This window comes from Vibrio sp. Vb1980 (assembly GCF_033338615.1).
In the GTDB taxonomy this organism is placed as follows: Bacteria; Pseudomonadota; Gammaproteobacteria; order Enterobacterales; family Vibrionaceae; genus Vibrio; species Vibrio alginolyticus.
Map to the genome: position 1 here is coordinate 1 of NZ_JAWOSZ010000007.1, position 14161 is coordinate 14161.

The 14161-nt window shown below is 42.7% G+C and carries 11 protein-coding genes and 2 pseudogenes; 5 read left to right on the top strand and 8 right to left on the bottom strand.

All coding sequences use genetic code 11. From position 1 onward, the window contains the following. Positions 1-907: 907 nt before the first annotated feature. On the bottom strand, positions 908-2104 hold the full coding sequence (locus R7F64_RS12605) for a lipase family protein (RefSeq protein WP_047104120.1): 1197 nt from the start codon (positions 2102-2104) through the stop codon (positions 908-910). Further along, entirely contained in the window at positions 2104-2673 is a 570-nt protein-coding gene (locus R7F64_RS12610) for a DUF6795 domain-containing protein (protein ID WP_052767719.1), read from the bottom strand. The genes R7F64_RS12605 and R7F64_RS12610 overlap by 1 nt, the downstream gene beginning before the upstream one ends. A gap of 330 nt (positions 2674-3003) precedes the next feature. Here R7F64_RS12610 and R7F64_RS24525 point away from each other — a divergent pair. Together R7F64_RS24525 and R7F64_RS12615 are read left to right on the top strand one after the other, a co-directional pair. Beyond that, positions 3004-3159 (top strand): annotated as a pseudogene (locus R7F64_RS24525) (hypothetical protein); the annotation flags it as partial. A 277-nt stretch (positions 3160-3436) separates the two neighbouring features. Then, positions 3437-3589: pseudogene (locus R7F64_RS12615) on the top strand (YcxB family protein); the annotation flags it as partial. Positions 3590-3708: 119 nt separating this feature from the next. On the opposite strand, the gene R7F64_RS12620 reads toward R7F64_RS12615, so the two are convergent. From R7F64_RS12620 to R7F64_RS12630, 3 genes are all read right to left on the bottom strand, one after another. Further along, positions 3709-4449 carry a helix-turn-helix domain-containing protein gene (locus R7F64_RS12620; protein ID WP_318071743.1) on the bottom strand — a complete coding sequence of 247 codons (741 nt, stop codon included), beginning with the start codon at positions 4447-4449 and terminating at the stop codon, positions 3709-3711. Between the two features lie 104 nt (positions 4450-4553). Then, a complete protein-coding gene (locus R7F64_RS12625; protein WP_005376442.1) occupies positions 4554-5015 on the bottom strand; it encodes a carboxymuconolactone decarboxylase family protein in 462 nt (153 codons plus the stop codon). Positions 5016-5210: 195 nt separating this feature from the next. Then, the gene (locus R7F64_RS12630) at positions 5211-6122 is read right to left on the bottom strand and encodes a DMT family transporter (RefSeq protein ID WP_318071744.1); all 912 of its coding nucleotides are present in this window, start codon (positions 6120-6122) and stop codon (positions 5211-5213) included. A 93-nt stretch (positions 6123-6215) separates the two neighbouring features. Here R7F64_RS12630 and R7F64_RS12635 point away from each other — a divergent pair, with 93 nt between their 5' ends. From R7F64_RS12635 to R7F64_RS12645, 3 genes are all read left to right on the top strand, one after another. After that, complete coding sequence (locus R7F64_RS12635) at positions 6216-7121, top strand: LysR family transcriptional regulator (protein WP_005376440.1); 906 nt, start codon at positions 6216-6218, stop codon at positions 7119-7121. Between the two features lie 337 nt (positions 7122-7458). Next, a complete protein-coding gene (locus tag R7F64_RS12640) occupies positions 7459-8214 on the top strand; it encodes an MBL fold metallo-hydrolase (protein WP_412034464.1) in 756 nt (251 codons plus the stop codon). Between the two features lie 250 nt (positions 8215-8464). Continuing rightward, positions 8465-8866: a VOC family protein gene (locus R7F64_RS12645; RefSeq protein WP_005388788.1), complete on the top strand. Its 402-nt coding sequence runs from the start codon at positions 8465-8467 to the stop codon at positions 8864-8866. A 241-nt stretch (positions 8867-9107) separates the two neighbouring features. On the opposite strand, the gene gcvP is transcribed toward R7F64_RS12645, so the two are convergent. From gcvP to R7F64_RS12660, 3 genes are all read right to left on the bottom strand, one after another. Beyond that, positions 9108-11972, bottom strand: a complete 2865-nt coding sequence (gcvP, locus tag R7F64_RS12650; protein WP_318071745.1) for an aminomethyl-transferring glycine dehydrogenase — start codon at positions 11970-11972, stop codon at positions 9108-9110. Positions 11973-12098: 126 nt separating this feature from the next. Next, complete coding sequence (gene gcvH, locus R7F64_RS12655) at positions 12099-12479, bottom strand: glycine cleavage system protein GcvH (RefSeq protein ID WP_005376432.1); 381 nt, start codon at positions 12477-12479, stop codon at positions 12099-12101. Positions 12480-12532: 53 nt separating this feature from the next. Further along, entirely contained in the window at positions 12533-13828 is a 1296-nt protein-coding gene (locus R7F64_RS12660; protein WP_005376430.1) for a serine hydroxymethyltransferase, read from the bottom strand. Between the last annotated feature and the right edge of the window lie 333 nt (positions 13829-14161).

The window sequence follows — 14161 nt, forward strand, 5'->3', positions numbered from 1 at the left end:
TTCTTTTAGTTGTTGATTTCATAACACTCTCCAATTTTGGGGGTGGAAAGTGTCAACCTTATTTAGGACGGCACAGAGCTAACAAAAAAAGCGAGTCCGTGGGTTTGCTTTTTTGATCTTAGGGTTTGATGCTTATGGGGTAGCTCTGATTCAGACTCAAAATCTGAACCACTACACTCGGTGTTTCTGGTTGCGTCTTTCCAGTATATGAACTCCTTAAGTGTGCTGCGGAGTTAGTGTGTAAACTGAACCAAAAAAGTGACAATGAGATAGTTTATTGTGAGCCTAAAGTGATGACGCTAACTTCTAGAGCATTTTTGCTCTATTACTATGTTCGGCAAAGGTTTGACATTCGTTAGTTTGTTGGATTTTCCCTAATAAAGTTCATGTGGCCAGTGTTGGACTTATGCGTCTAAAGGTAACTTCTATGCGGAAGAAATTTATTCGATTTGAGGGGTTATCCATGGAATTGCGATTCGAGCCCCATGGGAGGCGTTCGAAGTTTTAGGGAAAGTAGCCTATAAGAATGGAGTGTGCAGCGAGAATCGAACCTACATCATCATCAGCTTGGAAGGGGGCGCAGTTCGGGTTTTTTAAGAGCTATTTCCCATTAAATCTATTTAATGTCAATTTTTTAAGTTACTTTTCCAACAGAAATCCAAAAACAGTTGAAACTGTAAACCTACATTTTGGCTCCTAATCACGAATTTGAAAATAGTGAAAAATTCATTATTTTCAAATTCGTTTTGATAAATCGCGACCCGATTTGGTTAGAAAGTTTCATCTAAAAAGTGCTTAATAAGAATCCCATTTAGCGGCGTTATGTCAATGTCACCAGTTAACTTATGAGGTGATGAGTTCACCTCTAACTAAGCAATCACGTTACTATGCCATTGCAATGGTTAGGTTAACTTAGCAACGATATCGCTTGTTTAGATACTCTGACTAGTCGTCCAATGGTTCTTTCGAAAACCCATCTAATGAATCGGGCGGATAGATCCTCAATTATGGTCCCATAGTGACCGGCAAAAACAAGCATATGGCCTAATAAGCCTTTTAGTTGCTCTTCATTGCGCTTAGATGATTTAGCAACGGCTTCTAGCTTTCTTGAAAGCCAATCATAAAAGGTCAAGCCAGCAATCACGCCTGCTTGAATCGTTACCGTTGACAAAAGAGCCACATCTTTCAAATAGGTGATAAGTGCGCCCTGTATTCTATCGGCCCAATACTCCGAAAAAGAAGCTTGATTTCGTTGCTCATACTTTAGACGGATAGGGGTAAATAAGTGGTCATTCGATTTCCTCTTCAACGCTCCCCAAGAATCCGAGGAAGCAGTGTTTAAGTAACCCGGATTTTTGTTTCTTGCCATCAAATGGGCTGATATGCTTAACCCAGTGCCAGAGTCCAAGCGGTACTCGCCTGTTGAGATTGGAGCATGAATAAATGGCCAAAGCGGTATTTTTGGTACAGGATCAGCACCATGCGTACATCGATAAACACCATCGTTTAGCTTTTCCGATGAGCGTGCGTATGCTTCCAGACCAACTCTAGGAGCGCCAAAGGTGTATAAGGTGGTTCTGACCTTCATCTCATTACGCACCCAATCAGCGCAAAGTGATGCGAGTGCTCCACCTAAGCTGTGCCCAACGCAATGTATACGTTTTGGTTTAGGATTCATCTGCATAATATACTGCTTCAACTTGGGGCTAAGACTTTGAAAACAATTGTTGAAACCAGCATGAGCGGGCGAACCGTTTGGTGATCCTTTCACCCCTATATTCGCATTTGTGATCCAGTCATTAGCATTTTGTGTTCCTCGAATTGAAATGACAATTTCATTCTCAAATGTAGAACCTTTACCAGTGCCAACCACTGCAAACGCCTCTGAAGTTCTCATCAAGCCAGGGATAACTTTACGCAATACCGGTACATTGGATAAACCCGCTACACCGCCTGTAAAACCATCAAATACATCATCTTCAGAAAAAGAAAAGTGATTTGAAAAACTGTTTTTGCCCGGCATGATAAAACGGCCATTATTTTCATAAGCTTTGTAAGGAATATCCGCTATTTCTGAAGCCATTTTTGGTGTTAACTTTGCCATTACGTGTCCTTATTTAGTAATATTTTTTCAGAAAATCCTTTCAAATCACACCTACTAATAATTTCAAGATCGAGGCCATTCTCAACAAATTTATTTTTAAAAAAGTAACGATATTCGTCCGAATTAATCTCACAACTTAAATCAAGAAGATTATCTGAAATAAATTCATAGGGTTTCACGTCAGAAAAGCGAGTCTCTAGTAAGTAGTATTTTTTGCCATCTACAAAAATGTAAATACCAATGTAGCTAGAGGATTCATGAAGGGCAGGTTCTTTAAACGTCTGATAGTGGTATGTAGGTTCGAAATGAAAATAACCATTTTCTGACGTAATTGTCTCGGTGATATAACGGTTTTTAGAAAAAGCCGTGTGTAGATAAACTACCTCGCTAGTAAACGCTTTCCCGTCTAAGTATAAGCGACCAGTGATCTCTGAGCTAAGTATGTATTGAAACTTTTTTGATTTGAAGAAATTAAACATATCTGCGTTACAACCTGTTGAGAGCAATAATATTGTGGCACTCATAAGGGAAACCAGTATTTTAGTCATTTGTTTACCAATATTGTACATAGGTCAACCCATATCCACGCGTGAGACGATACTATGTCCTAATGCTCTCAAGTGCTAGCCTAGGACCGCCCCAATTCTCAAAAATAAGTCATGTCAAAGCTTATATCTAGGCATACTTTAAAAAATAATGTAAATGACATGTCTATTACTTTCATGGGTTAAACATAAGTAGACTCCCTCTGGCAAAAAATACCGAGCTATTCGTTAAAGTACTTATCCACGTCCATTTCGTAAGCTTGCATACTCGTTGTCTCATTCTGAATTCTTATCATGAAGATCAGTTAACAATAGCCACCGCGCAGATGGTTGTTTTTTTATAACCGATAAAACATGGCGCCATCTCAACTTTTTCAGCACCATTGCTATATCACAGCGAAAATACCTCGAGTTCACTATAAAGCTCATCGATGTGCCTGGGCAGGTTGGAGTGGTGTCAAAGATGAGCTTCCGCAAGCGAATGTTACTCTCGACTGGTTCCATGTAGTGCATTTATTTACACGAGCTGTTGATGACGCTCGAAAACAATGGCACGCAAAAAGCTCTTCGTTGGGCGGTGTTAAAGGATGTTGAGAGTCCGATGACAGATAAGCAAGCACAAGCTTTAGTTGACTAGAGCCAGTAAGAAAAGTCCTAACAACCTTAGAAAAGCACCCAGAGAGAATACTTCAACGTTGGAGCTCGACCTATGCTAATACTGAGAATTTTGACTGACCGAGGCACTGAATACTGTGGCCGTGTTGAACAGCATGATTACCAACTCTACCTAGCTATCAATGATATCGACCAACTCGAACAAACTGATTTGGGCTTTATCCTTCACCTTGGTAAACAACGCCAATACATCAGCAAATCTTGCTTAAACGAAGAAGTGATCGCGTTTATGGTAGAGCAGCACGCGGCATCAAAAGCGAGCTAACCAGCTCATATCAAGCTGGAATGAGCGATCGAAAAAGTAGGTGATATATGATCGAACATTGTAACAAGTATATGGTCGATTCTGAATCAATTGGGTTTGATGTAGAAAGCTAATAAGGCTTAGAGGTTTCTCTTTCGGACATACTGCTTCGGTGTCATGCGCGCAATCTGCTTACACTCTCTAGTCATGTGTGCTTGATCGGAAAAACCTTGCTCCAGCGCCAATTCCGATAAAGTAAGATCGGGTTGCGCTCGGAGTTGCTCTAAAGTGTGCTTCACTCGTTTAATGCGTTGGTAATGTTTAGGAGTAATCCCCAACCATTTCTGAAAATTGCGCTCTCTCTGGCGCTGACTGATCGTCCCTGTAGGTTGGTCAATAATGTGGCCGACGTACTGCGGTTCATATTCCTCAATCAGTGTTTGAACCCAGCGATATAACGCAGAAATCCTTGCATATGGCGAACGCGCTGTTTGCAGAGACTCAAATGTTGCTAGCGCAGAAGAAGCCAAAGGGTGGTCGTCTTGAATCCGCAATAGCTGTTCTAGACGTTTACCAAATAGTTGATAACTAACAGCAGGATGAAAGCGTACGCCAGTCATCACCGCGCCTGGCCGTAGGCAGACCTGATGTGCCAGAATGCTTATAGGCAGTAGGACAACCCCCGGCGTCTGCCACTCACCATCCATTTGTACTTCATTCTGTAAAATGAATACCACACCTGTACCAGCATCACTGAGTAATTGTTTACGTACGGTTTGCGTCGTATCAGGTTTGACGGATGCTGACCAAATGGCTTGAACATAGCCAGCTAAAGCCTTTTGAGGTTTTAAAATATCAAATTCTAAGTTCAAATGAATCATCCTATTTAACCTCAACTTAAATGAGAAAGTGATACACATGTACTTTTCATCATATAAAGTTGAGGCATAAGCAGTGGCTTACAAGTAAGAACCGTCAAATAGAATTATCGAGGTTTATAGACTCCAACCTTTGGCTTAAATGCCTTAACTATTCGGTTCCAACTATTGATCGCGTTGATCGCAATTGTTAGGTTGACCATAGCTTCTTCTCCAAAGGTATTCAAGGTCAGCTGATAGGTATCATCATCTACTGGTAGGCCAGCAGTTAGTAATTCAGCCCAGCCAAGCGCAACGTGTTCTGCATCGCTGTAGAATGGCATATCTTTCCATGCACTAAGCCCCCATATGCGTTCCGGCTTTTCACCTAACTTAAGCGCATCTTTACTATGCATGTCGATACAAAATGCACATTGATTGATTTGCGATATGCGTAACTTAACCAGTTCCCATATGATCATGTTCATGGTTTCTGATTGGCTAAATTGTTCATGGAAGTAAGCTTCCTGAGCGTATAGGATTTCTATTGCTTTTGGCGCTACTTCAATATAGTTGAGTCGTTTTTTCATGGTCATTCTCCTTTGTTTTTTACATAGTAAAAAACGCTCTTAGCAAAAGATTGAAGATTTTCGACATGTACTCAATAAAGTTAGATAAAAGAGTGAACGACTAAAGCGAAAAGTGTACCTATTGGAAACCAAGAAAACTTATGCCAATTAACAAAGTATTGCGCTAAATAATGGACTTAAGGTTGGCGTCTATTTTTACTCCACCACCTTCCGTAAACGAGCAAAAGGTGCTGAGTTACCGATATACACACCAGCCGCAACGATAAAGACGCCTAAAACATTTTCCCATTGAGCCTGCTCACCAGAAATGAACGAAATCAGTAGAGTGAATACTGGCATAATATTAAATAATGGAGACATCTTATCTGGACCAAGAACGATAGCGCCTTTCATCCAAAAGTAATAAGCAATCAAAGTTCCAAACAGGCTCATGTAAGCTATTAATGCTAGGTCTTTAAATGTTATGGCATTTACGCTACGGCTAAAGTCGCCGTGGTACATCGCTATAGCGACCATTTGAATAGCACCAATACTTAACACCCAACGTAACTGCTGAGTTACTGGGATATGAGATGTTAAACGCTTCGCTAGAATTGTGTATAAACACCCACTAATTAAAGCAAATAACATGTACAGATCACCAATATTACTATTGCTGCTAATAGAATGAATATTTCCCCCTGTAATGACGATTACCACTCCACAAAAACTGATTAGTGCACCTAAAATAGTTTTAACCGAAATGGAAGTCTTGAGAATAAAGCCCGACAACAAGATAGTGACAAGTGGTAGATTTGCCTGAACAACCGCTGCGTTCACTGGGGTAGTAAAGCTCATTGCAGAGAAAATAGAGAAGTTTTGGATAGTTACACCCACGGTTGCTATAACAAACAACGACAACATACTTTTTCGTGTGAGCTTGGCTCCATATGGAGAGCGTTTAGTACCTCTTATCAACAAGAGTATTAAAGCTGCAACGGAAAACCGTAACGTCGCTGAATCCAAAGGAGAGACATCGCTATTAATAGCCTTTATTACGTTAAAATTACTAGACCAAAAAAAGATAGCGACAACAACACCGCACCAAATTGATAAATGCTTAGACATAGATCTTCCTGATAAAAATTAACTTGACGCGATAATGCTATATATTTCATATTTGATTTTTAATAGCCAAATTTAAGAGGGTTAATCCCAAATATGGAACGTCACTCTTTGGATGACCTTTTGTTATTCGTTTCTGTTGCTCGCTATCAAAGCCTAACACAAGCATCTGAGCGTCTTAATGTCCCGTTAGCCACGCTAAGCCGGAAGTTAAAAAGGCTGGAAACAAACTTAAATTGCAGACTATTTAACCGCAGTGCACACCACTTTGCGTTAACAACTGATGGCGAAAAATATTATCAACTCTGTGAGCCGTTACTTCTTAGCTTAAATAATGTGACATCGAGAATTGCGACTGAGCGTCAGTCTTTAAGCGGAACGATAAAAATATCAGCGCCAATTAACATGACACAGATGTGGTTAAAGCGGTGCGTTTATGAATTTGCAGAGCAACATCCGAAGATATGTATCGATTTAGATGTACAGAATGAAAAAATCAATCTTGTATCTAACCGTGTCGATGTTAGTTTTCGTCTTGGTGATCTTATTGAACAAGACTGGATTGCTCAGAAATTATGGTCGATTCCATTTGCGCTTTGTGCATCACGAAGCTATTTAGAGCAACACCAACCGATTACCCATCCAGAACAACTTGTTCATCATCGCCTAATTACGGTAAACAACGACAGCCAATGGAAATTAGTTAATCAAATCACCAATGAAACATTTGATCATCCGCTAAAGTTTCAATTCACTTCAAATGATGTACTACTAGTTAGAGACGCCGTCATCCATGGTTTAGGAATTGCTTGGATTCCAACCTATTACTTTCATGAGCTAAATCATGATCAACATAACCTGCTGCCTTTGTTGCCAGAATGGCAATGCTCGGGTAAAGAAGTATTCATTATGTATCGAGACCGCGATAAAAGGCCTGCAAGAGTTGATGCATTTATTGAACATGTCTTAAATTGGAAAAATCGCATTCAAATGTTTGCTTGAAAGAGGTTTATCACATTGTGCTGTGCCGGTAACCTCAAGTGAAGCTTCATGACTCTGCTTCAATTGAGTTCATTTATTTAACCTCTAAAAGAATCATGAATACATAGGCAGTTAATAGGATTCGAGTTTACAAGTGATTCGGTCAGCTAAAACTCAAGCTAAGTAGAAAGTATTTGCAGTTGTATTTGCCTCTGAAAATCGTTTAGAGCTTTCTCATCCGCGAGGTTCTATAAGAAATTATTAAGGATATATTTGTGTGTGATTTCGTGAAAAAATTATTGTAGGTTTACTTTTCAGTGCTTCGTCTTTTGCTTCCTTAAGTCAATATGTTCCAGCAATGAATGATAAGAACGGTTATGTAGAACCATTTCAGATGTTTGATAATGTCTATTATGTAGGAGACAAGTGGGTCTCATCATATGCCATTGCTACAGAAGACGGACTTGTTATCATTGATACGCTTGACTTCCCTTACTCTGAGTGGATACCTATCAACCTAGAGAAGCTAGGGCTAAAAGATAAGCCAATAACGCACATATTGGTAACTCATGGGCATTCTGACCACGTTGGGGGCGCCCAGTTACTTCAAGAGAAGTATGGTTCCAAAGTCGTGATGACCAAAAGCGCTCATGAACTATCTATACAGCAATCAAACAAAAGCGAAGGTGAGAACAAGTTCCTTCCTCCAAATTTAGACATAGAGATAAAAAGCGATAGCTCTATGGTTATTGGTGGACATGAGTTTAAGTTCTATCTCACACCTGGCCACACGGAAGGTGATTATTCCTTAGACTTCGCTGTTGAAGATAATGGCGAACAATATCGTGCTTTTATCGTTGGTGGGCATAGCGTAAGTAGCAATGATCCAGAAGTTATTGGCCAGTTCCTGACTAGCATGGAGAAAATTAGAAAAATTTCACTACAGGCACCTATTGTGAACGTTAACCTTTCGAACCATCCACATAAAAATTTCCTTTTTGAAAATAGGAAGAAGCTCGGCACAAGCGGTAACCCGTTTATCAGTGAGGCAAACTTCTTCATGTTCCTTAAGCAACAAGAAGATTTAGCTAAGGGAACACTAGAAGAACTATAATACCATGGTATACGAGCAGCCTTCGTTATTAGGTTAGAGGTTTACTCTTGAGTTATAGCTAAGGCTTTAATAAGTTGCTCAATCAAGATTCGACACTGGTGGCAGCTATATTGTTTGTCGGTTCTAGTGACAAAGGCGCTGTGCGTAAACATTCGTATTGTGTGCCTTAAACCTTTGCAAGGCGTTACGTGCTTTCTGGAAAAGTCTCAAAATAGCGTACAATTAGCGTTTTGACACAGCGGAAATCATCATGGCCAAAACTGTTCAGCAGCAAATCGGAAACATTGCTCTAGTCGTTGAAAATTACGACGATGCTATCGAGTTCTATACTCAAAAACTTCAATTCACTCTGGTTGAAGATACCAACCTAGGTGGTGGTAAACGCTGGGTTCAAGTTTCTCCTCCAAACTCCAATGGTACAAACCTACTTTTAGCTCAAGCGAGTACACCGGAGCAAACGCATGCAGTAGGAAATCAAACAGGTGGTCGTGTTTTCCTGTTTCTGCAAACTAATGATTTTTGGCGTGACTACGAGTTGATGAAGAAAAATGGTGTTGTATTTAATGAAGAGCCTCGTGTGGAAGAATACGGGACAGTGGTGGTGTTCCAAGATCTCTATGGTAATAAATGGGACTTACTGCAACTGAACTAGAAACTATATAGCACCTGCATAGCATAGTGTTCATGAGGAGTTTCCAACAAGCCTTTAAGGCTCTGAGATATTAGTGCTAATTCAAAGGTTCTCAGAAGTTACTGTATTTCTAAATCACTTTTGTGCAAACAATAACTAGCCATCATTCCTTCTCGATGTATCAACAAGTGTTAGGGCGGCACACCAAAAACAAAAAGGCGAACCAAACGGTTCGCCTTTGTCGATTTAGAGACTACAAAAATTAATCTTCGTAGTTATCGATGCTTGGGCATGAACAGATTAGGTTACGGTCGCCGTATACGTTATCTACGCGGTTTACCGTTGGCCAGTACTTCCAAGATTTGGTCGCTTTAGACGGGAAGCAGCCAATCTCGCGAGAGTAAGGGCGGTCCCAATCTTCAGCTGAAAGATCAACTTGTGTGTGTGGCGCGTTAACAAGTGGGTTGTTATCCAGTGGCCATTCACCGTTTTTCACTTTCTCCATTTCTTCGCGGATAGCGATCATCGCATCACAGAAGCGGTCCAGCTCTTCTAGATCTTCCGATTCCGTTGGCTCAACCATTAGCGTGCCCGCTACAGGGAACGACATAGTTGGTGCGTGGAAACCGTAGTCCATTAGACGTTTTGCGATGTCTTCTTCGCTGATACCTGTTTCTTCTTTCAGCGGACGAATGTCGATAATACATTCGTGCGCTACGCGGCCATTTTTGCCACGGTAAAGAACAGGGTAGTGTTGGCGAAGTGTTTCCATCACGTAGTTTGCGTTCAGAATTGCTACTTTTGTTGCATCTGTTAGGCCAGCTTCGCCCATCATTGCGATGTAAGCCCAAGAGATAGGTAGGATAGAAGCGCTACCCATATCTGCTGCTGATACTGCGAAATCTGCGCCTTCTACACCGTCTTCAATATGCCCTGGTAGGAAAGGAGCTAGGTGAGATTTCACACCGATAGGACCCATACCCGGACCGCCACCACCGTGCGGGATGCAGAAGGTTTTGTGTAGGTTTAGGTGAGAAACGTCTGAGCCGATGAAGCCTGGTGATGTTAGACCAACCTGCGCGTTCATGTTAGCGCCGTCTAGGTAAACCTGACCACCAGCGGCATGAACCATTTCACACACTTCTTTCACTTTCTCTTCGTAAACGCCGTGCGTAGAAGGATAAGTGATCATAATGCTTGATAGGTTGTCTTTGTGTTTCTCGATTTTCGCTGCTAGGTCGTCGATGTCGATGTTGCCTTCTTCATCACACTTAACCACAACCACTTTCATTGACACCATAGATGCTGTCGCAGGGTTAGTACCGTGCGCAGAGCTTGGGATCAAACATACGTTGCGGTGACCTTCGCCACGGCTTTCGTGGTAGCGTTGAATCGCGATAAGGCCTGCGTACTCACCCGATGCACCAGAGTTTGGTTGTAGTGAGAATGCGTCATAGCCAGTGATTTCACATAGCTTTTCTTTAAGGTCTTTTGCGAGTGCTGCGTAACCAGCTGCTTGTTCTGCTGGTGCGAACGGGTGGATCGAACCAAACTCAGGCCAAGTAACTGGGATCATCTCTGCTGCTGCGTTCAGCTTCATCGTACAGCTGCCCAGTGGGATCATGCCGTGCGTGAGTGAGAAGTCTTTGTTCTCTAGCTGTTTTAGGTAACGCATCATCTGTGTTTCGCTGTGGTGCGTGTTAAACACAGGGTGTGTTAGATATTCTGTTGTGCGGCGCAATGCTTCTGGAATGGCTGCAAACTCGTTGCCTGCGATTTCAGTTGATAGTGCTGCGACTTCTTCTTTCACACCGAATACTGCGAATAGGGCTTCTACATCTGCCACGGTTGTGGTTTCGTCGAAGCTCACACCTAGCTGAGTACCCAACTTACGTAGGTTGATGTCTGCGGCTAGTGCTTTCGCGTATAGGTCTTCAGTTTGTGCACCTGTGTTGATAGTGATGGTGTCGAAGAAGCTGTTGTGAGCAAGCTCGAAGCCGCCTTTAGTTAGGCCAGCGGCTAGGATGGCTGTCATGTGGTGCGTACGACGAGCAATCGTGCGTAGACCTTCTGCGCCGTGGTAAACCGCGTAGAAAGACGCCATGTTCGCTAGCAGTGCTTGAGCAGTACAGATGTTTGATGTCGCTTTTTCACGACGGATGTGCTGTTCACGCGTTTGCATTGCCATGCGCAGTGCTTGGTTGCCGTTAGTATCGATAGAAACACCGATAACACGACCTGGCATAGTACGCTTGTGCTTGTCACGTGTTGCCATGAAGGCAGCGTGTGGACCGCCGTAACCCATCGGCACGCCAAAACGTTGTGCTGAACCGATTGCTACGTCTGCGCCCATTTCACCAGCAGGTTTAAGTAGGGTAGAAGCAAGAAGGTCCGTTGCTACAGTCACTAGTGTTTTGTTTGCTTGCGCTTTAGCGATGATGTCCGTTAGGTCACGAACTTCACCTGTTGTACTTGGGTATTGAACTAGTGCGCCGAACACGTCTTGCTCTGGTAGTAATTCTAAAGAACCAACCAAGACTTCAAAGCCGATGAATTTCGCACGAGTTTTTACCACTTCGATGGTTTGTGGGTGAACGTCGTCAGCAACGAAGAATACGTTGCTCTTGCTTTTACCCGCACGCTTACAAAGTGTCATCGCTTCTGCTGCTGCCGTTGCTTCATCGAGCAATGACGCGTTCGCGATTTCCATACCAGTAAGATCCATCACCATTTGTTGGTAGTTTAGAAGTGCTTCTAAACGACCTTGTGAGATTTCTGGTTGGTAAGGGGTGTAAGCAGTGTACCAGCCCGGGTTTTCCATCACGTTGCGTAGAATCACGTTCGGCGTGAAGGTGTTGTAGTAACCCTGACCAATGAATGTACGTTTAACTTGGTTCTGATCGGCGAACTTACGCATTGCTGCCAGCATGTCTGCTTCGCTTTTCGCTTCTGCCAAGCTCATTGGTTGCTCTAGGCGAATTTGTGCTGGTACGGTTTCGTCGATAAGCGAATCTAGGCTAACTGCGTTGATCGCTTCCAACATTTTCTGTTGGTCAGATTTGTTTGGTCCATTGTGGCGAGCAACGAACTCGTTTTGTGTGCTGAGGCTTTGAAGTAATTCAGTCATTGTCCTTTACCTACTCCTTGGTTCGGGTAACGGATTTGCGTTACTGATAAATTAAATTATACGTCCGAACCTAGAAAAAAAGCTGTTCTCTAAACAGGCTAGGGAACAGCTTTCGTCACATCCTAATTACTCTTCTTCGATAGAGTTTAGGTATTCGTCTGCGTCTTTCAGGTTATCTAGTTCAGATACATCAGACATCTTCACTTTTACGATCCAGCCACCTTCGTACGGCTCTTCGTTAATTAGCTCTGGGCTGTCTTCTAGTTCTTCATTGATTTCTACGATTTCACCAGTGATTGGTGCGTAGATGTCTGACGCTGCTTTTACAGATTCAACGAGAGAGAAGCTTTCACCTGCTTCAACTTCGTCTTCTACGTCTGGTAGGTCAACGAATACCACGTCACCTAGCATTTCTTGTGCATGCTCAGAAATACCAATTGTTACTGTGCCGTCACCGTTGTCACGTACCCACTCGTGGCTATCTGCAAACTTCAGTGTTTTGTCCATTGCTTAATCTCCGAATAACTTGTCAGGAATTATTATGATTTTAAAAAAATCGTTTACTGGTATAGAGGAAAGCGACTGCAAAGTTCTTTTACTTCTTTGCGAACGCGTTTTTCAACTTCTGCGTCACCTTCAGGGTTGTTCACTAAACCGTCCAGTACGTCACCAATCCAATTACCGATGAGTTTGAATTCTTCAGCGCCAAAGCCGCGGCTTGTACCCGCAGGCGTTCCTAAACGGATGCCCGATGTAATCATAGGCTTCTCTGTATCGAATGGGATGCCATTTTTGTTACATGTGATCCCAGCACGCTCTAGAGCTTCTTCTGCTTTATTGCCTTTCAACCCTTTCGGACGAAGGTCAACCAGCATTAGGTGCGTGTCTGTGCCACCAGTTACGATGTCGCAACCGCGAGTTTGCAATACTTCCGCTAGGACTTTTGCGTTATTGATCACCGAATCAATATAAGTTTTAAATTCAGGGCCAAGCGCTTCACCAAATGCGACCGCTTTGGCTGCGATAACGTGCATCAGTGGGCCACCTTGTAGGCCAGGGAATACGGCTGAGTTGATTTTCTTAATGATGTCTTCGTGGTTAGTAAGAATCATACCGCCGCGAGGGCCACGCAATGTTTTGTGTGTTGTAGTCGTAACAACGTGTGCGTGTGGCAGTGGGCTAGGGTGCGCGCCTGTTGCGATAAGACCGGCGATGTGTGCCATGTCGACCATAAGAATTGCATTTACTTCGTCTGCGATTTCACGGAATTTTGCAAAGTCGATAGTACGTGGAATAGCGCTACCACCTGCGATGATCATTTTAGGTTGGTGCTCAAGTGCTAGCTCACGAACATCTTCGTAGTTGATTTCCAGTGTTTCGCGATCAACACCGTATTGAACTGCATTAAACCATTTACCAGAAAGTGCAGGGCGTGCACCGTGCGTCAGGTGACCACCTGCGTCTAAAGACATACCAAGAATGGTGTCACCAGGTTGAAGCAGTGCTAGTTTTACTGCGCCGTTTGCTTGTGCGCCTGAGTGTGGTTGAACGTTTGCGTATTCACAATTGAAAAGTTTTTTTGCGCGTTCGATAGCAATGGCTTCCACTGTATCTACGTGCTCACAACCACCATAGTAACGACGACCTGGGTAGCCTTCAGCGTATTTGTTTGTTAGGCATGTGCCTTGAGCTTGCATTACCGCTTTAGAAACAATGTTCTCTGAAGCGATAAGTTCGATTTGTTCGTTTTGGCGAGCGGATTCCGCTTGAATTCCAGCAAAGACAGCATCATCTGTCGCAGAGAGGTTGGTAGAGAAAAAGTTTTCCAAGCTGTGGTTAGGGTAACTCTTATTCATGGTAGTTGACCTTCCAAATCTGAAAATGAACCCGCAATAGATGAGTTATGATTTGCGGTTGTGGTTCATTTGTCCTCAAAAACAGCTGAACTGCGTAGCAGAACAGAGTGAACATCCGGCCCTAAATTTGGGCAAAAACTCCGTTGGATTGCGTGTTTCCTTTACCAATCTCTTACGGAAATATGCATCTCTACATCTAACAAGTTGGTAACATAGCGCCTGTGACGGGAACAATCAACCAAAAATTTCCTATAGGAAACAAGATTTCAAAATTTGTTAACAAGAGCACGCTTTAATTCACTTGGTGGACTTCTATCCACTATGTGCTTCATG